This is a genomic window from Fulvitalea axinellae (assembly GCF_036492835.1).
Classification (GTDB): domain Bacteria; phylum Bacteroidota; class Bacteroidia; order Cytophagales; family Cyclobacteriaceae; genus Fulvitalea; species Fulvitalea axinellae.
Window position 1 is genome coordinate 285,642 of sequence record NZ_AP025314.1, and the last position, 24,455, is coordinate 310,096.

The following is a 24,455-nucleotide window of genomic DNA, read 5'->3' on the forward strand; positions in this document are numbered from 1 at the left end:
TTGTCCTTCCAGTCGGAACTTTGCCACATCTGCGGTGTTTAGTTATCGGCACCATCATAAGCTTGTGTTTTATGTTTCAGCGACGTTCGCTCGATAACCGTTTGCGGAGAAAAGAGCCGGCGGCGACGAGTTGTAGTAGTGTAAGCCCCGTGCAGGCGATGTTTCATCCCGTAACGCTAAAAACCAGCGTTTACGGATATGTGAAGCATGACGGTGCCATGCGTCGAAATCCGGATATAGTGCTCAAAGCGGGCCAGCGGGCCGTAATTGACGATGAAAAACCAGTGGATGTATTGTACGGAGACCAAGAGGCGGGTGGCGAGGAAGATTTGGTGAGGGAAAAATGGTTTCCCTCTTATGTTGAAAACGTAAACAGCCGGTTTTATTTGCGGGAAGATTTTTTCAGCTTTAACGAGGAGACACATTCCTTCCAATCCATGATAGAGTTTTTGAGGGAACACACCCAAGTATCGAGACGGGAACTGAGGCGTAAGCTAAGAACGGTTAATCTGGAAGATGATCCGCTGTCGCGTCAGCTTTACCATTATCACTTTACCTGCGCCCCGAAAGGCCGATATACCCACGGCGACCAACGCAGGCTTTACGACGTATTGCTGAATATAGCCGAATCTCGGCCAGACGATACGGGCTTGCAAGCGACCCAGAGGGGAAAGAAAACGGTGAATTGCCCCAAATCCAAATTAAGGACAAGCAGACGGGTGTCGGACGCTTTGGAAAAGATGTTCTGGGACTTTTCTGGTAATACGAAATCGACTTTAGCGCTTCCGCCCAAAACCAGGGAAATGACCAGAGCCAAACCCGGAAGCGCTCCGGTGGAAACCCGCGAGGTACCTTACCAGTACAAATTCTACCTGAACGTGATGCCGGCCCACGTTGCGGACGTAACCCGGTATATTTTGGCGATGGTAGACGTTCCCGCCCTGGCGGAACGGCCGCAGATCCGCAAGCTTAGGGTAGGGCCAATCAGGGGGCACGCCACCCGAATAGACAATATGTGCCTGACCGTGGCTACGGAGTCGGGTCTAAGGGCGGTAAAGGCGAAGCTGAAAGAACTTTCCGAAGCGCATCCGGAATATTTTGCGGATGAAACGCTGTTTATGGCCGAACGTCTGGCTCCCGGTATCAGTTGGGGGCAATCGGCGTATTTTATGAATGTTTGGACCATGGAACCAGCGATGGTAAGCAGTGTCAGGCGGTTCTTGGGTCGTGTGGGCGATATGCTTAAGAAGCACGACGAACGATGGTTTACCTCATTCGAAAGCTCCGATGTGGCGGATCGTTGGGACAGGTTAAAGCGCTACCATACCAAAGGCGTAAAGGAATTCGGAGAAGAAGGAGATAGCGTGGCGGAGTTTTCGAAATCAAACCTGCTAAAGATGAACGACCTGATGATGCGTTTTGGCGGGACAGGCCTTTCGGAGTTACCGCTCAAGTGGTTGCAGTTTTATGAAGAGGCCCAACCAAAAATGGGCGCCGGCCCTCCGGTATTCCTCCGCCACCGAATGGACGCGCTGGAAAGCGTGGTGAAAAAACACCCGCGGACCATGAGCAAGGCCCTTCGTTTGGCCATAGCCAAGCTTTCGGAATATAATATCGATTTTGGCGCTCCGCATCTGAGCCGGGAGTTCGAGCCTTTCCGTGACGAGGATATGGTAAACATCAACCTCAGGCGGGCCGAAGAAGGATCGGAAGGCGAAGAGTACGCCGATTTTCAGCAACTGGCAGACGAGGAAGAATTTGTGGATAGGCCCGACCCCAAACCGAAGCCCAAAGCCAAATATAAATCGAGGCGAGTGGTAATCAGGGCCTTGGAAAGAGTGTTGGACCAGGCCTCAGGCACTTTGGAAAGCGACGAAGAAAGTAGCCTGACGACAGTAAACATAGACACGGCCAAGCCCGTAGAGACTCCGGTACTGAAAGCCGACGTGGAACGCGCGCGCAATGAGGGTACGGAATTCTTGAAAGAACAGCATCTGCCCTGCGTAAAAGAACAAGCTGCGTTAGGCTTTGATGTCTATCAGACTGCTCCGCCGCTTAAGTTTTCCGATGATGAGCCGATTGAGTTGTAACGAGTACCACAGGCTTCCGCTTTACAAAGGAGTTTTACTAAAAGAACGAAAATGATTCTATATCAAAAAATGCCGGACAAGCACTTGTCCGGCATTTAGCTGATGAATTCTAAGAATTCGTATTTGTCAGAGATTAAAGAGTTGCATTGCCTTTTTGGCTCCCTTTCAAGATTATTCGACCCAGCTTATTTTGCGATTTTCTCGATGCGTAGATAATATAGTGGCCAGGGTTTTTCCGGTGATAGACTCCTGGACGAACTACTAAGCGATTTTTGTCTACTCCATTTGTGTCAATACGTTTGACATTGCCGGCTTTGTCGAACTTAAATACTGTTGGAACCGAGTTGTTGAAGCGGGTCATAAACTTAGCATCGTCTACTTTGGTTACACCGCTGTTTTTGGCGTTATCATTGAAAAGTACCAACAGTTCTCCGTTATGATAGAAAGGTATGAAGCTGAGATACTCGGGACCTTTACCCATTTGCGCCAAAGGAATTGTGATTGAAGCGCCTACAGTCATAGCAACGCCGCCATTGCTTGCTCCTGCCCCCATGGCGAGTCCTACAGATAGGGTTTGTGAGCTTGCTTTTTGTTTTTTCGGGATGACCCGAGTCCATTCGGTTTTTCCCGACCGGTCAAGAGAAGTGACGATCACCTCGTTACGGATGTAGGTGACAGGAGTGACGGCTACAACTAAAGCGTTTTGGGTCTTGCCGTAAATAGTCATCCCAGATTCCGAAAGCAGGAGCAGTCCGCCATCTTCCTTCTCGATAATGTTCCTGATACTGTAAAAAGGCTTAAGCGCTTTGTCTTTGGCCGCCTTGCGTTTGCCGATAATCTGTTCTTTTGTAGCGTAATCGAAGTCGTTGAAATTGATGTTGATTACTTTGTTGTCCTTCAGGTCAATACTTGCGGCATATACCCCTTTTAGTCCTACTTTCGCTTTGCCGTTGTTTTTCGAAGGCGCATAGTAGCCGAACAGATTTAAGGTGTTATCGCTATTGGCCATAATTGACGAGTTCAGCACTTTGTTGTCTGAGAGGTCAACTTTGATAATCTCCTTTTGGTACTCCTTCGCTTTTTTGTAAGCGAATACAACAAAGTTGTCGAAGTTCTTTTTCTTCTTTTTGTCATAGTAGCTTTCGCTTACGGCAACGAAGAGGTCTCCGTGGATATTCACGTCAAAATCGGCAATGTTAAGCTCGGCATTTTTTCTGTCGGCGAAGTTCACCCTTTCGTTTTTACTGGCTATACGAACCAAGTTTTTGTCGAAGAGGCGGACTTGGTAATGCGCTTGGTTTTTCTTCGAGTGAATAGTTGCGTGCATTACGACAATTTGCTTCTTATCGGGTGAGAGTTTGAAGAAGAACTGTCCCTTTTCCGAATGCTTTTCCGTTTTAACGGAGAACAGTCTTTTGGCTCCCTGCTTTACTTGTCCGTTTTCGGAGATGCTGAAGGCGTTAAGTACATATGTCTTTTTGCTCTTGATATAACGACTCCCGATAAGGTATATCTTGTCGTCCAATAGCTCCACCCGTTCGAAATTCAGCTCTTTTTTTGCCGTACTAGGCATTTTAATCTCTTTCATAGAGATTAAGTTCATCTTACTTGAACCAAAAACGTTCAGGAAATACTTGTCCTTCTTGTTGGCTAGGGCATAAATTTTCCCATTTGTTTCGCCGACAATCGTAACGATTTTTCCTTTGGTGACATTAATCTCATCACCTAGTGTTGCATTCAGTTTGTCTACCTCAAATTGAGAGAAGGCAGGTGCCAGCCCTATAAGACTGACAAAAAGGAATAAAAAAAGTCTTTTCATAAGATCTGTATTGGATTACCTCTGGTGTGATTGTTTTTATAAAAATATATACTTTGTAATATAAGTACATAGAGCGATGTTTCATAATAAGACTATATTAATCTATTGCTTCACTTCTTGTGATACTTGGTTTTTTAGGTGGGGAGCATGTACTTTTAAATGTAGTATGGGATTGTTTCTAACCCAGTTTGAAAAAAGCTTAGTAGGAGGTTTAGAAAAAATATAAGGTAACGGTACCTATTAGGAGATTTTTCCGAGTCTTGTAAAAGCTGAGTATTACACGGGGTAGGGAAAGGTCGCCAATACATTAAAACAGAAAAAACGGGACAAGGCCTTCTACCCTGCCCCATCATACTTTTTGTTAAAGCGAAGGACTCTGGCCTTCCTGGACCAAAGCCTTTCGGATAAGTTTTTCGTAAGCGTCAGCATATTGTAGCATGCCGTGGTCGTTGGGGTGGATGGTGTCTACGTACGATTCTATACCCAAGCCCAGCTCCGTTTTGCTTAGGAGATAAACCTTGGTGTAGCCTTTTCTTTTCAAATGTTTATATGCCTTGCGCAAAGCCTTGTTTAGGCTGATGTACTTCTCTTTGCTCTTGCGGTTGGTCTCCCCGTCAGCATAGCCGATGTGTTCCGTCAGGATTATGGGAGTGTCGGGCCGGAGCTCCCTTAGGCGCTTTACGGCCGCTATGGCCAGGGCCTCGGTGTCGTCCGATTTCGGTTTTAGGTTCGGTAGGCAGTCCAGGATATACAAAGAAGCTTCAATCTCGCCGATTAATTCTATCAGCTCGGGCTCCAAGCGTCCGTTGCCCGAGAAGCCCAAGTTGACCATCGGGCGATCCAGCTGGCGTTCCAAGATATTGGTCCAAGTCATGCCGGGACGCGATACGCAGGCCCCTTGGCAAATTGACGTGCCGTAAGCCACTATCGGTTTTTCCATCTTGGCGGGTATCGGCCTGAAATCTGCTTCGGCGGATACGCCTATCACCAAACTGTCCACCTCGTTGTACAAGGGTAAAAACAATCGGTATTCCCTCCCCCGCTTTTCATATTTGCGGGATTTTTCATTGATAACGAAATTGAAACGGCTATCGGCCCCGATGGAGTAGGAACCCCAACACCGGAGCCACTCTCCGTCGGCGGATTTGGCGAACAGGTCCAGCCCGCTGACGCCCGTGGAGGGCATATGGCGCAAGGCCACGGGGCCTTTGAGCTTGTAGCGCACCCGGATATCGGAGGCGTTGGTGTGGAAACGGATCGACAAGCCGGCCGATTCCCTTGACAATTTCCATACGGGCTTCCGTACCTCCTTCTCGGCGCGGGCGGGTAGACGGTGGTAGGTCGATTGTACTTCGGAAGGCCAGGCTTGACCCATCACAGCGGGAAAATCGGCTTGGGCCGGATTCCACCATTTTATCTCCGGTCCTTGGCCGAATGCGACTTGGCAATACAGCAAAGCCGTGAGGATTAGGCTGAAAAATCTCATTGGGTCTAAAGTGTGTTGTTTGAAAGTGGCTTTACCTCTTGTTATGAATCAACTCCAAAGTCATCAGGACGGGCAGATGATCGGAGGCCACCCGCTCCGGGATTACTTCTACTGCTACTACGCGCCAGCGCTTGGCAGGACGGGGCATTACGTAATCGATCTGTTCGGTTGGTTTATCCGAGGGAATAGTGGGTATTTCCCTGTTCAGGTTTTCGTATACCCAGCCTTTTTTCCGCAACAGCTTCACCGGAGCTGAATCCGGCGTAGCGTTCAAATCACCGGTAAGGATGGCGGGGCGTTTGGCGTCGTCCTTAAAGAAAGCGATCTCTATTACTTCCACCGCACCTTTGCGTGCCACTTCTGAGCCGATGCTCGGTAACCAATCGAAATGCGTGTTGACAAACCGGACTGTGGCGCCCCGGCCGTATATCTGAGACAAATCCACATCGACGCACATGGCTTGGTAACGGCTACTGCTGGCGCTGGGGATGGACTCGTTGCCTACATACCGGAAAGGAAGCTTGGAAAGCACGGCGTCGCCGTAGCCGGAATTGGACTCTTTGGACGGTCCGAATACAGCTTTCATATGAGTAAGCGCCCCCAGCTTGGCGGCCATGGTGGAGTCGCCGATTTCCTGCAGACCGACAATATCCGGATCCAGCCTGCGGATAACGCCGGCTATCCGCTCCAGATCGGTTTTGGAATCCATACCCAAGCCGTAGTGGATATTGTAACTTAAGACTTTGATGGTTTTCGGTTTTTTTCTTGCCTGCGTAGAGTGATGGGAGAAAAGGATTACTGAAAGAATCAAAAAAGTGAATGTTCGCATATCATATTGAAATTTGGCGCCGTAGCGCAGTGAAAAACCCGCAGGAGTACGGGCATAAGCATAATATCACTATCTCCGGGCTTAATAACAAGGCTTTGGAAGGCCTAAGCCATCTCTTCAAAAATTACGGATTGGTCAGATGAGAGGCTGTTGAAAAGGGAAAGGTTTTAGGCTTGTTGAAAAACGACATCAATCATATTTAAATATAAAAACATTACTTTATATAAATAATTGTTAAATTTGGTCCTTGATATTGTTTATAGTGTATAATTTATCTTTTTAATATTTATTTTATCATGCAAAAGAGTGAGTGTGTTGTGGGTTTTTCTGGGTTAAAAACCGTTAGAAAAACAGCGTTTGCGGTATTGGTTGGCTTGAGTATGGGTTTGGTCGCTTGTGACGATTCTGATGATCCCGTGACTGAAGAGGAGCTTCAGGCAAAAGACCTGAGTGGCGAATATATGTTCTCGAAAGCTTTTGTGGGAGACGCTCCGGTAGCGGAGATCGAATATGACGGGGAAAACAATGCCGTAAGCATTACTTCCACTGAAGTAGTGGATGGAGAAGTGCGCAAAAGCCAGAGTGTCAAAAAGCATTTTTCTGGCAATAAGGTGGGCGTAGAACAAATAGTTTACGCCGTTGAGGATGAGACAGAAGTCAGTTATACGTATTATAATGCGCCCTATAATACGAGAGTGGCCACGGAAGCTGATATAGCGAAAGGTCCATTCTACAAGAAAGTCGTAGGCAGTGAAGAACGTACATTTTTCACAAGCTTGGGAGGAAGTACGATGTATGCGTATGACTATAAAAGCTCGGACGTCAGGATTCTTACGCCTGAAAATAAGGAGTTCTTGGGATGGTATTATGAAGAGCGGATAGGTGATGAGATGAGGGAATATTATCGTGAGTACACGCTATCAGATCTTCTCAGGGTGTTTGTTCTGGATGCCATAGGCACAGCCACGGACTACAAAGTCGGCGACGTAAAGAAAAACGGCTTTCAGGAGCTGATCTACAATGAGGACAAGCAGATTACGCGGATTGAGGAAAAATCCGGTGACGAAGTACAGTCATACACAACTATGGAGTACGCTGACGGCAAGTTGTTTAACTCCAAAGAGTATATCAAGGATGGGGACGGCTTTAAGCTGAGAGCTTATCTTGATTACGAGTACGATAACAACGGGAATCTGATCCAGGCTACTTCAAAGGAAGACGACGAGATCGAGGAGACCGTACAGTTCAAAGCCGAATATGACGACAAGGGCAACCCTGTGGAGATTTGGCGTTGGCAGTCCGCTGAATATAAGTGGGAGAAGGATGCGAATAATGAATGGCAAAAGATTCTCGTCAAGGAAAAAGGACTCTATTCGGCGGTTAAGATCGAATACAATACCGAGTACAAGAACTTCTTTGGCCATGGTCTGGTAGCGCTCTTTCCGGAGTTGGAAGGAATCGGGATGAAGAACGCCCCGAGCCGGATCACCATCACCGGAAAAACCGATTACGCCGACATCAAATACTCGGACTTCAACGAGGGAGGCTATGCCCAAGTGGCGGAGCTGTTTAGGTATGACAAAGAAGGTAGCGTGCCGACCACTTTCAAGCTGAAACTTGAATACGTAAAAAAGAAATAATCCGTAAGGTTGTGTGTAATATATAAAAGTGGCGGGGTATTCCGCCACTTTTTTTGTTTGTGCGCATCAGGCTTTCGGGACCTTCATCGCCCTTGGATAAGGATAATAAGAACACCTATCGCTTTATGATTTTTTGGATTGACTTGCCGTCAATGCGTAGCAGATACATGCCTTTGGTCAAATCGGAACAGTTAAAGACATGGCTACCGCTTTCCGCCACGGTCTTTTTGATGACGGTCCCGCTAAGGTTTACAAGTTCGACATTGCTTCCGGCGGTCAGGCCTTGCAGGCGCAATTGGTCTTGGACAGGGTTAGGAGCGAAAGAAATCCGGTGTTCCTTTTCCACATCCAGCAGTTTGGCTATTGTGAAAAGCACCTCTTTCAGTTCCATCTTGTAATTTTTTCCAGCATCTAGGGTGCCGACTAAAATCTTGTAAGTTCCGGTCTCTTCGCCTTCCTCACGAACAAGGTTTCCGGTGATTTTGTCGCCGTTGATCAAGCCCTCTTGCGTGTAAGTGAGCTCGGGATCGTCTTTGCCTACCTCTTTTATCTGCTTGTCGGGAGAGATGGTCAACGCTTTGGGCTTGACAAGTATTTGTTTCTCGATTGTCAATGCGTTGTAGTCGCCGGCCGATTCCAACGTTGCGCGGATCGTGATCAATCCGGCCTCTTTTGCGTGCAATACCGTTCCCTCAATCTGGCTGCTGTTTTCCGAGATAATTTGCTCGAAGTTGATCTTACTGCTTGAGTTGGTGGAGGCTTCAAGCGTTAATTGCTCGCCATAGGTAATGGATGCCGGCAATTTCCAAGTGATGGTGGTCTGCCCGACGGTATAAGGCTCCGTCTCTATAAATTGGTCCCTGAAACCGCCCCAAGTTCTTAAGGCGTTGTTACTGATACGGCACTTGTAGATGCCCTCCTGCTTGAACTGGAACTTGCCCGTTTCGATTTGGCGCACGGGAGCTTCGTCGTTGGGCTCCGCTTCGGTATCTACCGCAACTGCCTCATTATTGTTGTTGACCCACTCGTAGTTGCTCGCCTGTCCGTAGATTTCCTTTTGGCTACTCAGGTCGATAGTCTCCCCTGTTGTCAGGAACGGGTTTTCCGTAAGGCGAACTTGAAACTGCGGGTATATATGAGTGAATTCACGGTCCCATTTTGAATAGCCCGGCGTCTGGAACGACTCGAAGGAAAGCCGGTTCTTGGAGAGTTTGGGTTCCCACAGGTTCTCCATGGTGGTCAGGTTCAGGCTACTAAGATGGTTGTCGGTGCAGTCGAGCCTTCTCATGTTCGTGTTTTTGCTCAAGTCCAGTACCGTGAGCTGGTTTTTGGAGCAATTCAATTTCGACAAATTGGGAGAGTTGCTCAAATCCAAATCCGTAAGCTGGTTCTCCGTGCACGTAAGGGTGTTCAGGGGCGGAGATCCCTTCAAAGACGTAAGTTGGTTTTTGGAACAATAGACGTGAGTCAGTGCCTTATTCTGGCTCAGATCCAGTTTCGTGAGCTGATTGCTTGAGCATTCCAGTCGTTTCAAGGTTGGAACTTCACTCAAGTCCAAATAGGCGAATTGGTTGTTGTAGCAGTAAAGCTGTTCCAACGCGATATTCGCACTGAGGTCCAATTCTGTTAGCTTATTGGAACTGCATCTTAGTTCTACAAGGGCCGGGTTGTCGCTCAGGTCCAAGGATTCGAGCTGGTTGCTGTAGCAGTGAAGTTGTTCCAAAGCAGCGTTTGCGCTGAGATTCAAATTCGTGAGCTTGTTATGATAGCATTTCGCGATCAATAACGCCGGGTTGTTACTCAAGTCCAGAGTCTCGACTTGGGTGTTCGTACAAGTGAGCTCTTTTAGCGCCTTGCAACCGCTCAAATCCAAGGTCTTGAGCTGGCGGTTTTCGTCGCAGTTCAGGATCAACAAGCCTGAGGTTTCGCTCAGGGTAAGGGACGGGAATTGGTTACGGTTGCAATAGAGTTCCTGTAGCGCTTTGCATCCGCCTAAATCTATAGACGTGAGCTGGTTGTACATGCATTTTACGTCCAGCAGGCTGGCGCAGCCGTTCAGGTTCAGGTCAGTGAGTTGGTTGTCGTAGCATACCAACGAAGTCAAAGCCGTGAGTTTGTGGAGGTCCAGGCTTCCTTTGAGCTTTTTGCTCCCTACCGACAGTTTTTTTATCCGAAGGGGCGATTTCTCTTCATCCCATTCCACGGTGTTGGTGCCGTCGGTGGTTTGGAAAGTGCCTTGCGCCGCGTCAATGGTCCAAGGGAGTTTGCTTCTGTCCTCCTCGTTCTGGAGTTCCTGCATTTCCAAAATGGCTTGCAGGGTGGCTAAGTCGTCCGGATGGCAATTGGTAAGTGTGGTTTGGGCTATCGCCGTTCCGCGGAAGAGCAGAAACAGCAACGCTAAAAAGCAAAACCGATACATCTTGTTCATTTTTGTAAACTAGTTTTTAGTAATAAACTATTCGTATTCCCGCTTAATTGGGGTATGGTTCAAAGGCAATTATTCGGCTTGTTTGAGGTGGCGTTCGGTGTTTAGGGAGTCATGGAGTTTGGTCGTCCGGAATAGTGGCTAGCTTGTTGGCGTTTCCGCATAAAGTTTAAAACTCGTCCCTACAATTCAACTCCGTTTTCCGGCGCTCTGGTTGGCTGTTTTCGGCCTAGCAAGCGCCAAACGATGCAAGTAAAAAGTCAGCTCGTAAAAAACATGAACCGAATTTAATACATAAAAACATAAAATTACTTAAATGTGATGCGGAATTAAGTGAGTGTATGAGTTTCCATTTGGATTTGGCGTCTGCGTATTGTCCTGTTGTAGGTTTATTACGCTTTTTAAATGATTAATATTCAGTTTAATGGCTGGAATAGGGGTTTTTGAGATGTTGAAAAATAGGCGAAGAAAAAAAGTGAGAATTCAATCCAATGCAAAAAAGTATAAATTTACATAAGTGTGGTTTCTGGTCAGTTTCCTTTTTGCGTCCATCCGGCGACTTGTCTGTTTGACCTATTTGCGAGTGGTTAACCAAGATTTTGTCAAACGTGGTTGGGGGCGAAGGTGTCGATCGGAAGGAGGAAACTTTAATATAAAAAGCGGTGGGATACCCCGCCACTTTTTTGCTTTTCGGGAAACCGTCCGGTCATGCTTGTATTGTCAGGGGTGGGGCCGCTATGGCGCCGGTCGCTCTATGAATTTTTCTATCTCCGTTATCAGCTCACGGGGCCTTTCCTCTATAACGAGGTGCCCGCTTTCGGGAACCGTTATCAACTGACTGCCCGGTATCAGCCCGTTTAGTTTTTCGCCTTTCTCCAAAGGAATCCAAACGTCGTCTTCGCCCCACAGAATCAGGGTCGGGATCTTTATATCCTTGTACCTGCCCTGTATCTGATCGGTATACTTTTGGTCGGCCTGGGCTATCTGTCTGTAAAACGCGGCCTTTCCCTTTTCGCCCGTCCAGGGCTCGATAATCCCCTCTATGGTCTCCTGGTCCAGGTTGCCGTGGGCGGCGGTTTTGATATAAGCCCCAACAACCGCCTCGTGGATATAATCCGGCATGCCCGAGAAAGCCTCTTCATGCTTGTTCACGTGATTGAAAAAAGGCGAACCCCACGGAGAAATAGCCACCGGGTCGATAACCACCAGTTTTTCGTATCGCTTTCCGTTCAGCAAATGGGTCCTGAATACTGTCGCCCCCCCGAAGTCATGCCCGATCACGACCGGTCTATCCAGTTCCCAAAAATCAAGCAATGCGGTCAGGGCTTCATTCTGTATACCCAACGAGACGTCGCCGTCAGACTTGTCCGACTGTCCATACCCCAACAGGTCGTAATAATAGACCCGGTACCTGTCTGACAATCCGGAAATCAGGTGCCTTAGGCTGAAAGACGACCAAGGGGTCCCGTGTACGATAACCAGGGCTTTCCCCCGCCCCCTGACTCCCCAGCGGATTTCCCTGCCCCGAAAGTCAAAACTGTTTTCCAAAACCCAATTTCCCATATTACGGTCATTCTTAAGTGTCCGCTTAATTTCTTGGACTCCAATCTTAAATACAACACTTCTTCGGCGTTTGAAAGTGTTGTGTTTGCGTACGTTTAAAAAACAAACTAGATGTAGGAGCTGGGCTCGCTCTGTCCGGGTTGGTTATCAGGCGGGAGTTTTTTCTCAAAAATATCCTTGGGACTTTGAGAGTATGGCATAGCTGTAAAGAGCTGGTTTGGATTTACAATACAAAAGAGCCTCCAACCATAATGTCGGAGGCCCTTTCTACTCTTGCCATTCTTATTGTTCGAACTGCCTGGTTACGAATTTTTTATGTTGAAGGACAACCTTCCGAAAAAGAACGCTCCGTTTGATCCGAACTGGGTCACTGATCTAGGATAGATAAAGCGCCCTGAACTTTGGCGATCCTCACGGTTACGGTCCGGATAAATGTCAAACAGGTTATTCGCTCCCACAGTCAGTCGGAGGCCTTCTGTCAAACGATAAGTCACCGATGCGTCCGTCACTATTTTGGCGCTGAATCCCTGGTCTTGGTCAGGGTCGCTGGAATGATAGGCTTTTACCTCGCCAAACCTAACATTGCGCACTAGGAACGACCAACGCTTCAGGCCATAAGTCAGCGTCAGGTTATATTTTGACTTTGGATTGGCGTCCTCAATTCTCCCGCGTTCGCGACGGCCAAAGTAAACGTCCTCTTTGCCTTGCAACAATTCCGACGTTTTGACATCGCCCACCACTTCGGTATTGTTCCAGTTACCGCTCAGGGTGGCGTCCAGAATACCCGACCCGACGTTCCACTGTGAGGAAACGACCAAATCCACGCCTTGGGTACGGGTGTCGATGGCATTGGTAAAGAACTGCGCGCGGTCGGCTCCAACGCTTTCCAGAATACTGTTAATGGCCGGGTCGGAACCGAATGTGCCGGTCAGGATAATTCGGTCGTCGATGTCCACTCTGTATACGTCCGCCGAGAGTTGGATATTCGATGCCGGGTTTAGCGTAAGCCCAAGGCTGATATTCCGTGAAGTCTCTTCTTTCAGCTCCGGAATGCCCAGCGCCCTGGCGGCCGCGCTGTTATTGCGGAAGGTTCCCACTTCGTAAAATTCGCCGTCGATCCGCACTGTGGATACCGACGAGAAGTGAACCTGATGCAAAGAAGGCGCGCGGAAGCCTGTATTGTACGCTCCGCGCAAAGTGGCGAAGTCTCCGAATTTGTATCGGCTGGCAAGTTTCCATGTTACGGTATTGCCGAAGTCGCTGTATTCCTCAAACCGGGCGGCGCCGGCGACCAACCAAGAGTCGGTAATGTCCAGTTCGGCATCGCCGTAAAAGGCTACGTTGCTGCGGGTTTGGTCGGTTTCGCTTTCGGGCGTGAATCCCGTAAAACCTTGGGAGCCTCCGGGGTGGCTTTCGCCTTCTTCCGAGTAGTTTTTCCACGAGGCTTCCTCACCCGCTATAATCTGGTAACGGTCAACCCTGAACTCCGCCCCTGCGGCTACGTTCAGGCCCGAAAGCAGATCGTATTTTCTGGTCAGGCCAAGTCCCGTGATGTTTTGTGAGAAAGCGTACCCGCCGGCTTCGAAGCTGGTGGGAGAAGCTTTGCCCAAAGAGCGGTTCGAGGTGTTTTCCACCCCAAAGTCGAAACTGTTTCTGCCGTAAGTGTTGTAAATATCCAGATCCCAAGCGCCCAATTCGCTGCGAAGCCCGACGGTCAGCGATTGGTCTTGGATATATGACACGATCTCTGGCAAAAAGCCGTTCGGGTAAATATCCGTATCGGTCCTGCTTTGGTACGGCAAACGATAAAACGCGGTACTGATACCGTTGCGGTAGTTCAGGCCACCGAAGGCGTACAGTTCGTTTTTCTCCGACAGTTGGTAGCCTCCGTTCAGGAAGATTCCGGCGTTTAGCGATTCCGAATTCCCTACCCGCATATTGAAGTCCGAGCGCTCAAGCCCACGGCGTTCCAGTTCCTCGTCGGTGATGTCGTTTCCGTTGTCATCCTCGAAGATCTTCCCCGTAAATTCCTTCATGCGGTTGGTGTGTCCGCGTTTGCTCAAATCGACGGAAAGGTTCAGGAAACCCGATTCGCCAAGAGCCACGCCGTAGTTTGAGGTGAATTGTACCAACTCCCCGTCGCCTTCCTTGTGGATTCCGCCGGTCACTTGGCCGTTCAGGCCCTCGGTTTGTTGTTTGAGCACAATGTTAATCACCCCCGCTATGGCGTCGGAGCCGTATTGGGCCGAAGCGCCGTCGCGCAACACCTCTATCCGTTCGATGGCCGATACGGGAATCGTGTTTAGGTCCGTACCTACCGAACCGCGCCCGAAAGTTCCGTTCAGGTTCAGCAACGCCGTGTTGTGGCGGCGTTTTCCGTTTACCAAAACCAACACCTGGTCAGGGCCCAAATTACGCAAAGATGCCGGGTCGATATGGTCCGTGCCGTCGGCTATCGTTTGCCTGTTTGACTGGAAAGACGGCGCGATATAGGTCAGGATTGAGTTCAGGTCCGGCTGAGGGAACTGTTCCAGGATCTTGGCCATCGGGATCACGTCTACCGGAACGGGCGTGTCGGACAGCGAACGGTCGGCGCTTCTGGAACCGACCACCACCACCTCCGAAAGCGAAACGTCCGTTTGTTCCAAAGCCACTTGGATATGCTTGTTTCCCGCCACGGTCACTTTCAGGGGAATGTATCCCACAAACCGGAATTCGAGGGTGTCGGTGTTTTCTACGGTAAGGCTAAAATTTCCTTCTACGTCTGTAATCGTACCGGAGGGGGATCCCAATTTAGCGACCGAAACCCCGATTAAGGCGTCTCCGCCGGATTTATCACTGACATGCCCGGTTACGGTTCGCTGTTGTGCGAACGAAACTCCGGAAGCAAAGGTAAAAGCAATAGCCAAGAGCAAGGTTTGTTTTAGAGCTCTCATCATTTTTATATAGTATATGTGGTTATTCAATAGGAAATAGGAGCCGCCTTCGCGCAATGCGAAACCGCAAACGGCAAATACAAGCCGTACGCATTCGGGCTAACTCTCCAGAGTCGGCCTAACGATAAGGGGCGGAACTAATGGGGGAGATTAGAGGCAACAACAACAGCAACGACAACACATCTTCGCAACCTTTGATACGGAGGATGATTGGTTGATCTGAAAAGTCGATATGTTACGCTGGTTGTCCAATGTTTTACTTAGCTGTGCCTGAATTCTGTATTAAGATTACAGTGCTGTTCTACGGACAAAGTTCTGAAAAGTTTTTCTTTATTTCCAAAATCACAATCAAAATAATTGTAAGTTATTGTTTTTCAGTGAATTGAAATCCTGTGTTTTTCTTCATCCAGTTTCGGAAAAACTCCAATACAAGAAATGCGCAGACGATGACTTCAAAAAATAATAGGGTCGAATAAGCGGGGACAAAGAGACGAAAGTAAATTTAAAATAATGTCCCGCGCCAAAAATTGACGCGGGACAACAATGCGTTTAACAAAATTATCCTTGTTTTATTCGTAGCGAAAGTCCACTTTATGAGCGACCCCAATGCGTTCCAAAAAACTAATTTCAGGCCTTTATTTTTCTTCCATAACCGCCATGCTTTTGGATGGAAGAAAAATTTGTAGCCGTATTTGAGAGATTTTTTGGTTACTTTTTGATCTCTCAACTAGCGAAGCGTTCTCATGAACTCCTTTGAAAGAAAACAAGAGTGAATAAAAAGTAACACCGGAGCTTGCTAAGCGCAAAATGTCAGTGGTTTCGGGATACCATATTTTTAATGCTGATAATTAAGTCAGAGAGCATAGGTTCTCACCGGCTTTAAAACTCAGGACTTATGGTATGCCTAGAGTCTTCGCCAATTAACAAAAAGCTATACTTCTCGCCTTTGTCCGTCTCCACCGTCAAGCGGATTTTAAAATCGGAACCCAGCGTATAGTTCTTAAGGTCCAAATCGAAACCGTAAGAGCTGTACTCTCCGGCCAACAAGGCCAAAGGCGTTTCGGTGCTGATGTCCAGTTTGCCTTCCAACAACTCGATTTTCGTCAGGGTACAATCCTGTCCCGTACTCTCAATGCCGATATTAACCTCCCCTGAGGTACTCCTGCTTACCGATCCGGCCAATTCAATTTTCGGTTCGTTTATCCGGATAATGTTCTTGATTCTATACATTTTCTCATCCATCAAAACCCTTTGTCCCGGAACGTTTTTGCCGTATTTCACAACGCACTTCCGGAGTGCTTTTTTACTTGCGGGAATTAGGTTATAGAGTCCTTCTTCGACCATTTGGTTATAAATTTCAGCCAATTTGCGCCCGCTTGGTTCCGAATATCCGTCATAGGTAATGGGGGTAAGTTCCAGATTGTCACCGTCCACGCCCTCAACTTTCACATACTTATAGCCGTCGTACCCGCTCACCAGATTAAAGACAAGCACCGAGTTCTTGTCCAGCTTCTCGAAGTTGTGCCAGAGCAGTTTGTCTTCGGCCATCTGTTCCCTTTCCCATCTCTGTTCACTCTTATAGTCGTTATACGCCTTTAACGACAAAACCGGCCCGCCGATAAACACGATCAACAGCGGAAACAACAGCAGGTACTTACGTGAACGAACGCCGGCGCCTTTAACTTTCACCACTGCGGTTTCAGTCCATTTGTCGTGAGGCAGATAACCGGTCAGAAGGTAAATGACAGGCTCTAGGGGAGTAAAGCGGAAAATGGTACGGCCCACAATAGTTATAAAGTCGGGACGGTTTCCGTTTTTATCCTGGATAGTGGCGCCGGCCAGAATCATTGCCGGCGTAGCCGAGAGGAAAGCCTCGCAAAACACTCCGTAAAGAAAACGGCAGGCAAAGGCCAGTAAGGTCAGGGCGGTGGGCTCGCCGAATGAAGACGAGGCGACATCTCTGAAAAAGTCACCCCAAATATTGAATATCAGGTATGAGAATAACAGATAACTCAAAAAGAAGTCGACGATATGGTGAAACAGCCTTTGCCACCTCGATACTTTGGCGCTTTGCGCCACTTCCTTGGCCGGCGATTCGCTTTTGGTAATCGCCTTTAATCCCGCAAAAGCGACCAAGATCCAAACGGCATACGCTATAATTACCAAAACGGTAAGCAGGGAAATGTTCGAAAACCCCGTTTTGATTTCGATCACCAATGAACCCAAAAGAGCGAACGCTTTGACGGTGAAAATAATCGAGTACATAAACCGTAACAGACGAGTCTCTTTTCGGTCCGTCTTCAAGAACAAAACCACGCCGAGAACAGCGAGTATGCAGAAGGCGATTTCGAGCGTATTATGCCCGAAGACATCCTCGAAGTCCTTGTAAATGAAAAATTTCATCCCGAAACCCTCCAGATTTACGTAAGGCGACAGCAGTTTGAGCAGATAAATCCCCTCCCGGTAATCCCAAATAAAGTTCCTTGGCAGAAAAGGAACCAAACAAAACACGGCGCAAAATCCCGCTACGGTGATCGAAATCGGTTTTATATGCCGTTCCGCCACATCAAAAAACTTACCCAATAAGCCCATATGAATTCGTTATAGGGGACAGGTAAAAATAAAAGTCACACATCCCCGGATACTGTACTTAAAAACAACAATCCTTAATATAAACTAACACCGAATAATTTCATATGATAAAACAAATACACTTCATTTAACTTGGGATGTTCTGGAGTGTGGCTTTTTTTAAGCTAAAATGAAATAGTTAAAACACTAAAAATGAGGACTGATATATGCGCTTGACAAAAAACTATTCTTGTTTTTTCGTCTCAAAGGTCTGGCCTATTATTGACTCCAATGCGTTCCAAAAAACTAATTTCAGGCCTTTATTTTTCTTCCATAACCGTCATGCTTTTGGTTGGAAGAAAAATTTGTAGCCGTATTTGAGAGATTTTTTGCTTCGTTTTTTATCTCTAAAAAATGAAGACTGGAGCTTGTTAAACGCAAAGTGTCAGTGGTTTCGGGAAGCCGTATTTTTAATGCTGATAATTAAGTCAGGAAACGTAGACACTCGTTTCGCTATGAGCAAGGTTTTTGCTTATAGAAAACCTATGCCGGACCAATCACACCTTTGCAAATACGAACGCCAATACATCGAGTGGAAATACGGGTGCGGTGTGTCCATACGTAAAATAGCGAAGGGCATCAGGCGGGCGCCCTCTACCGTAAGCCGTGAGATAAAGCGCAACAGCTTCGGCGTGCTCGGCTATATGGCCGATAGCGCCGCCCTGCTTTACAAGGCCCGCAGGCGCTGGGCGGCGCATTGCGAGCACCCCGGCTTTCATGTGAAAAGGGTTTGGCGCTACCCTCCTCTCCGCCCCGACCGCCTTTATATCTGTTGGTATTCCGATACGCTGGAATACGACCGGCGCCGAAGTCCCTACCCTAATTTTTCACTTTCCCGCTCGGCCCAAAACCGTCGTGATTCGCTCTTCAGGCCCTCCGACAAGCCCGAACACTATACGGAGTTAAGATTTTTGTACGACTATCTGCGGTTTCATAAAGACTGCGTACTGAACCGGCCGATAGACTATTCGAAGCCCTTCCCTTACCGGCGCAAAAAACGAAAGCCGGACCCCAAACCCGTAACGGCCCCCAAAGCCCAAAAGGCAAAAACCAAAACCCCGGAACCGGCCATAAGCCCCGAGCCCGTACCGGAGCCAGTGGCATAACTATGCCCGAATAAGCCTAAAAAGCCCTTCCCTCATCCGATTCTCAACGCATTCATCCTATCAGCCCTCCGGAATCCTCGTATCAACGGCCAAAATCTGTTTTGTCCATACCGAAATGTCTGTCGATAGCGTCGCCTCCCCCGGGTTTTGGGTTGAAAATTTCAGTGGTTGAAAGTGTTGCGTTTGCACACGTGATTAGAAAACTAACTGACACAATAGCGTGGTTATTAGACATTTTTCTTGGATTGGAAAATTGTTTGTTATTAGGCTGTTAAGGAAAGTAAATTGGCAATCTGCGGTATGAGCGGACTTTAAGCTGTTAGTTTAGGTATGTTGCCACTCTTAAATGAATACAGAGCACTTAGTGTCGTGTAAAGTTCTATTATTAATTATTTTATTAATAAATTAACGTGAGGGATAGTTTGTTTGTAATTATAATTTATATTTAATAATTATTAACTATAAATGATTAAGAGTTATGAAAAATCTTTTTTTATTATTTTTTTCGATTTTTATTTTAACTGCATCATGCCAGACGGAAATTGACGCATCCCTCGATGCAGAAAATGATGTTTTAAGCCCAATTTTATTAAGAGCAAATTCAGATCTTTCTCCAAATTGGGATTGGACAACAGATGAAGATCTTGATATTTACACATCCCATCCATTAGATAAGTCACCTGTGAAATTGTATGGAGTGAAAACTCCATTTTACTCACAACATGAACTTTCTGAATTTCAGGATATGGCTCCTGAAGATGGATGGATGTTAGTGTTTAAAAACTTTGGGTCTAACGATATTTCTCCGATTCGTGACCTGCCATCATTCTCACTTTATAATAAATATACTGGAGTGCTTCGAATAATGACATTTATTCCTAGTATTGCTGATATTGATTATTCTAAGGTTGTTGGAGTCCTAAAGGCCAGTTCATCGAGTAGTGATCATAGCCTCTTTACATATTATGCTGAAGGAGATGAGACAACCATCAAAGGCTTTGACCCTCAGATGAGCGTATTCTACTCTACCAAATCGTTTAATTTAAATCATCATTGGATAAGTACAGATTTCATATTGTCTGGATATGATCCTGAAGATGTCAATAGAGATATAGCTTTAGACTTTGAGTTGTATGGTTGTGACATTACAAATGTAGAAGGCGAAGCAAATGGGAGTATTGAACAAGAGCTTTCAGAAAGGAAAATATCGGGTTTTTGGAAATTTATAGGGCAACTAGAACAGGGCCTTAAGTCAGGTGTGTCATTTTATAACGACTCAGAAAAAGCAATCAAGACGATAAAAGCCATTGGAGAGAAGTTTAAGAAGAAAGAGTCAACAACATCAAATCGGCAATCATCATTTATTACTGTAGCCCAAGCAGCGTATAGTGCTATCGGCGCTGTACGTGGATTTATAAAAGGTGGAAAAGCAAATACTCCTACACCTATCAAGTTCAATGCTGACTTTGATATTCAACTAAAAATGGAACTTAAAAAACCAATATATTCATTAAAGTTTAGCTTGAGAACGGATAGTAATCATGCCTCAGCTATAAAACCTACACAGAATATATCATGGGGAGTTTTCAATCTAAAGGACCGAATAAAATACAATGTTAATCATTATAAATATTATAAAGAAAATGAAGCGCATCCATATAAGGAAGCTTGGGATGAATTTGTGAATGTAAATTCACCAACATTTCTGAGCAACATTGTGCATAACCCGAGTTTGCCAACTCCCACTTACAAAATAGGGTTTGTAAAGAAAAATGGAGCGGATATATTAAGTACTCAAGCCAGCAATGCTCGTAGAGTTTACTATGATGGGAATGGAACTGATATTACATATTCAATATTTGAAATAGTTGTTGAGATAACACATAGATATTACCATCCGACAGAGGGTTGGAAGGAAGCTAGTATACTTAAAATTTTCCCAATAACACAGGGTGACTATCGTCTTGAAACTATTGAGGATAATGATAATGGGGGCGGACTGCCACCAACTCCATTCTAATGATTAAGTAATACATAGATTTGGAGACTGTTTACTAAAGAGTCTTAGTGATATTTATTTAATAAGCAGTCTCTTTTTTTCTTTATTGGTCGCAGAAGGAGTTAAAACAAAGCGCTTCAGTGCATCTTGCTTTTAGTTTCTAAAAAGGTTGGTCCCTGGCTCCCGCCAGCGTATTTAACGGCCATCGCAAGTGTCCACACTTGTGATTTTTATACTTGCAAGCGTCCACGCTTGCCCGTTCAGTATATCCAATCCAGCTGAGGCAAGCGTGGACGCTTGCGGTATGTTTAGTCACAAGCGAATACGTTTGCGACGGCCGGGGGAGAGCGAAAGGTCAGTTATGTAAACCTTGATAAGGAAAATGAGCATGAATTTAGTGTGATTTCAGGTAGTATTGAAAATAGTGAAGTCAATGGCTGTATCGTAAAAGTATTAGAAGGAGCAATGCCAGCATTTAATAAGAGAAAGCAGAAGTATTTTGATAAGCACAGTGCTTCATACAATAATCAACAACAACCAATGATGGCTCCTGTGTAGCCCCAGCTCTTAACGGCCATCGCAAGTGTCCACACTTGTGATTTTTATATTTGCAAGCGTCCACGCTTGCCCGTTCAGCATTTCCAACCCGGCAGAGGCAAGCGAGGACGCTTGCGGTATGTTTAGTCACAAGCGAATACGCTTGCGCCGGCTGGGGGATCATTTTTTTTTAGGTGTATCCCCTCGTTTCCCTCAAATATTGCGCCCCGGAAACCGACATAAATTCCATCGCATCATCTACATCCTCTTTAACCATGGAACAATACCAGCGTATGTAATGTTGGGTCCATCCATTGCTCATAATTGTTCCAGAAACGTCATCTGGTAATTCCGGCCTGGTTTCGAGCTTCATCTTGGGTTCGGGCTTCATCTTGGGTTCGAGCTTCATCTTGGGTTCGAGCGTAATTTTAAGTATTGAACGCGCTGGAGCCGTCTTGGTGGGTTCTTCTTTTCTTATACCTGATTGTTGTGCTTTTTCACCTTCTCCATCTTTGATTGTATGTATTATCTCTACGCAAAACCCTTCCTCTCTTAATAAAGAGATTTGCGGCTCAATTCGCCCCCATTGTGATTTGGTATATCCCGCATGTTCTACAGTTAACAATACCTGTCCAACCCCCTTTTTAAAAGCTGATTTAACAGCCTGACCTACCACTTGTCGGGTCACTTCTTCTTCACCCACCACCAAATTCGTCATTGTCAAAGTGTCGGGCTTTACCATAGAATTTGATCTTCGTAATCGCTTTGGAGGTTCTTTCTCTCCTTTTTCTACGCTTTCTACGCTGGATCTACTATCCAAAATCATTTTCGCAATTTGTCTGACATGCAAACTGTATCTCTGCTGTGCTTTTCCCATCCATATTTCACCCAATTCACTGTTATCCTTCTCTAACAACTCATGAAATTCCGGCGCAGGAATCATCATATTCCCTTTCTTCATTTCCGATTGGGGTTTCTTTAATTCAGGATTATGCTTAAGAAAGCCCGGAAGCCCCTCCTCCCCCAACTCTAACTCTTTGAGACTTTGAATTTGACCCTGAGTCGCAAGCTCTCTAACATCTTCTCCCACACCAGGGTCCATGGCTTCATCTCTTAAGGTTTTATATCTCAAGATAAACGGTCTTTCCTCTCCCCACTTCTTGATTACTTCCGCAGCTCCTTCAAGATACTGACCTATAGACTCAGGAATAGCACTATCATAGGTCCTTAATTCAATAACTGGAATGAATTTATCAGAGGTTCTCTTTATATAATCTTGAATATGAGGACGATATAAATTCAAATCGTATATTCCTTCAAACTGAACCGTGGCCAGTTGAAAAGGAGCCGCTTCCTCCTTTTCCACCGCCTCAGCATTATTGAAGCCTTTATGTATAGTCAGGCGTTGGATTAGGGCAACTCCACCGCGCAAAGATCCTAGCTCCCCCCCTCCCGCATTAGGCTCTTCCGATTTCGCCTGCAAAGCCTTCTCCCCCATAGCATCAGCTTCTCTTTCCAATCCAGCATCATCATTGATATGAACTTTGCCCTTCATTTGCATAGTAGGCTTTACCCGTCCTTGCTTTTGCTGAGCTACGTGCCATGCTTCATGAGGCAGATGTTTTTCCTGTCCCGAAGCAACGTGAATATCAGTCCCTTGCGCATAAGCATGAGCTTCCAGCTGTGCCGGCTTGTCAGAGTTGTAATGCACCTTCACGTCATCCATAGAATAGCCAGATAAATTTTCGACTCCAGACTTTAAATTATCAGGCAAGCCCGTGTTGTTTTCTTTTTCTTGCCTTTGAATGAGGGGTTGCTGTTTTGCAAGATAACTACTAGCCATCGTCTGCAATTGCGCTACTTGTTTTGCCTGGAGACTATCGTTCGCCACCTCTTGGAGTTTCCGTTGGGCAATTGCTTCAGGTCGATTGTTAACAAATTTAGAGACATACTCACTACTGTTCTGCTTTTGAGTAATGCTGTTCGCAATCGACTGGCCTTTATATTGCTGAGACCTGTCGTTATGAATATTCATAATAATGTTTTAATATTTTACACAACATATAAATGAATCTCATTCCTATTACTTCCTATATATCAAGGCGAAAGCCTCTCTTTTACTCTCTACATCCATAAAATTACAACATAAAAAAATTTCATCTATTTATAAAACCAAATATCCTAACTAATCAACTACACAAATCAAATAAAAAATCAATATAATTAAATAAATACCCAGCTCCTGCCAAGCGTATTTAACGGCCATCGCAAGTGTCCGCACTTGTGATTTTTATACTTGCAAGCGTCCACGCTTGCCCGTTCAGTATTTCCAACCCGGCAGAGGCAAGCGAGGACGCTTGCGGTATGTTTAGTCACAAGCGAATACGCTTGCGACGGCCGGGGTGTTTAACGGCCAACACAAGCTAAGGCGCTTGCCTAGATTATCGTGTTAAAATATGTTTCGGGTAGAATATAGTTTTTCTTACTCATCGTTTTTTTGTGGTGATTGGCCGTTTTCTGCTTATTTCTGTTTTTTTGGTTCCTGTTGGTTTTCGAAAGCTTCCTGTGGTGAGTTAAACCTTACTTTCTTCCGAATTCTTTTTTCTTCCCCTATGTTTTTCCGGACTGGGTTTTGCGATGGTGTAGTCGTAATGCTTTTGATAGTTTTTTCATAAAAAGAAACGAATATGACTACATTCATTTTGGAGCCTTCAAGGCTCGTGCGTCCTGATGTTTACCCTAAGCTCGCTCAGAATTTGGTGGACTGTCAGATTTATTTGTCCGGTGAGCAGAAGTATATCCGGGAGCTTGGGTACAAGGCTTTTGAAAAGGAAGCGGAAGAGGAAAAGGCGGAAGGTAAGCGCCAGCGTTTTGTGGAAGACAAGAAGAAGTTGGAGAGTGAGATTCAGACTACGGAGCTAAGAATATCGGTGGAGCTCGACCCTAAGCAAAAGGAGCGTTTGGAAACGCATTTGGAGGGTTTGAAGATAAAGCTCCGCCAGATGGGATATAAGGAAGAGGACGATGCCGGGCAGTCTTTGATGGAGCTTACGCATACTAACGCCGAGGGCGAGCTGTTTGAGCTGTATGTGAAGGCTTACCGCCAGTCGGTGCTGGATTATATCAACGATTATGTGGTGCCGGGCACTATAGGCGAGGGTACGGTGGAGTTTGAGGGTGTGGAGTATGTGGCCGAGTTGGCGGCTCAGGATTAGTGACAGTGTTTTAGGTTTGAGTAATATGTTCCAGAGTCCGCTTCGGCGGGCTTTTTTGTTTTAGGAGCGGAAGGCATTGGCGGTAGCCAAATAGCCGATAAAACCTGAAAAAAGCCAAGGGTATAACTATGCGATCCGAACAACTAGGGGTTACGTTAATATATAAAACACATATCGCA

At 46.2% G+C, this 24,455-nt stretch carries 14 protein-coding genes; 6 read left to right on the plus strand and 8 right to left on the minus strand.

What is annotated here, in order from left to right:
* Window positions 1-71 precede the first annotated feature (71 nt).
* On the plus strand, window positions 72-2,090 hold the full coding sequence (locus tag AABK39_RS01090; RefSeq protein ID WP_338393100.1) for a hypothetical protein: 2,019 nt from the start codon (window positions 72-74) through the stop codon (window positions 2,088-2,090).
* Between the two features lie 133 nt (window positions 2,091-2,223).
* Here AABK39_RS01090 and AABK39_RS01095 read toward each other — a convergent pair whose 3' ends face one another.
* The 3 genes from AABK39_RS01095 to AABK39_RS01105 all read right to left on the minus strand — a co-directional run bounded on the left by AABK39_RS01095 (window position 2,224) and on the right by AABK39_RS01105 (window position 6,224).
* On the minus strand, window positions 2,224-3,909 hold the full coding sequence (locus tag AABK39_RS01095; RefSeq protein ID WP_338393101.1) for a hypothetical protein: 1,686 nt from the start codon (window positions 3,907-3,909) through the stop codon (window positions 2,224-2,226).
* A gap of 361 nt (window positions 3,910-4,270) precedes the next feature.
* Window positions 4,271-5,395, minus strand: a complete 1,125-nt coding sequence (locus AABK39_RS01100; protein WP_338393102.1) for an SGNH/GDSL hydrolase family protein — start codon at window positions 5,393-5,395, stop codon at window positions 4,271-4,273.
* A gap of 31 nt (window positions 5,396-5,426) precedes the next feature.
* A complete protein-coding gene (locus tag AABK39_RS01105; protein WP_338393103.1) occupies window positions 5,427-6,224 on the minus strand; it encodes an endonuclease/exonuclease/phosphatase family protein in 798 nt (265 codons plus the stop codon).
* On the opposite strand from AABK39_RS01105, the gene AABK39_RS01110 reads away from it, so the two are divergent.
* Window positions 6,215-6,367: a hypothetical protein gene (locus AABK39_RS01110; RefSeq protein WP_338393104.1), complete on the plus strand. Its 153-nt coding sequence runs from the start codon at window positions 6,215-6,217 to the stop codon at window positions 6,365-6,367. The two genes, AABK39_RS01105 and AABK39_RS01110, sit on opposite strands and share 10 nt — an antisense overlap.
* Window positions 6,368-6,520: 153 nt before the next feature.
* Window positions 6,521-7,864 carry a hypothetical protein gene (locus tag AABK39_RS01115; protein WP_338393105.1) on the plus strand — a complete coding sequence of 448 codons (1,344 nt, stop codon included), beginning with the start codon at window positions 6,521-6,523 and terminating at the stop codon, window positions 7,862-7,864.
* Window positions 7,865-7,979: 115 nt separating this feature from the next.
* On the opposite strand, the gene AABK39_RS01120 is transcribed toward AABK39_RS01115, so the two are convergent.
* From AABK39_RS01120 to AABK39_RS01135, 4 genes are all read right to left on the minus strand, one after another.
* Entirely contained in the window at window positions 7,980-10,292 is a 2,313-nt protein-coding gene (locus AABK39_RS01120) for an MBG domain-containing protein (RefSeq protein WP_338393106.1), read from the minus strand.
* Between the two features lie 732 nt (window positions 10,293-11,024).
* The gene (locus AABK39_RS01125; protein ID WP_338393107.1) at window positions 11,025-11,852 is read right to left on the minus strand and encodes an alpha/beta fold hydrolase; all 828 of its coding nucleotides are present in this window, start codon (window positions 11,850-11,852) and stop codon (window positions 11,025-11,027) included.
* 302 nt (window positions 11,853-12,154) lie between these two features.
* A complete protein-coding gene (locus AABK39_RS01130) occupies window positions 12,155-14,791 on the minus strand; it encodes a TonB-dependent receptor (protein WP_338393108.1) in 2,637 nt (878 codons plus the stop codon).
* Window positions 14,792-15,667: 876 nt separating this feature from the next.
* A complete protein-coding gene (locus AABK39_RS01135) occupies window positions 15,668-17,380 on the minus strand; it encodes an RDD family protein (RefSeq protein ID WP_338393109.1) in 1,713 nt (570 codons plus the stop codon).
* 452 nt (window positions 17,381-17,832) lie between these two features.
* On the opposite strand from AABK39_RS01135, the gene AABK39_RS01140 reads away from it, so the two are divergent.
* Both AABK39_RS01140 and AABK39_RS01145 read left to right on the plus strand, forming a co-directional pair.
* Entirely contained in the window at window positions 17,833-18,525 is a 693-nt protein-coding gene (locus AABK39_RS01140) for a helix-turn-helix domain-containing protein (RefSeq protein WP_338393110.1), read from the plus strand.
* Window positions 18,526-19,003: 478 nt separating this feature from the next.
* Entirely contained in the window at window positions 19,004-20,545 is a 1,542-nt protein-coding gene (locus tag AABK39_RS01145; RefSeq protein WP_338393111.1) for a hypothetical protein, read from the plus strand.
* 706 nt (window positions 20,546-21,251) lie between these two features.
* Here the strand turns inward: AABK39_RS01145 and AABK39_RS01150 are convergent.
* Complete coding sequence (locus AABK39_RS01150) at window positions 21,252-23,096, minus strand: eCIS core domain-containing protein (RefSeq protein WP_338393112.1); 1,845 nt, start codon at window positions 23,094-23,096, stop codon at window positions 21,252-21,254.
* Between the two features lie 652 nt (window positions 23,097-23,748).
* On the opposite strand from AABK39_RS01150, the gene AABK39_RS01155 reads away from it, so the two are divergent.
* Complete coding sequence (locus tag AABK39_RS01155; protein ID WP_338393113.1) at window positions 23,749-24,276, plus strand: hypothetical protein; 528 nt, start codon at window positions 23,749-23,751, stop codon at window positions 24,274-24,276.
* The last annotated feature ends 179 nt before the right edge of the window (window positions 24,277-24,455 follow it).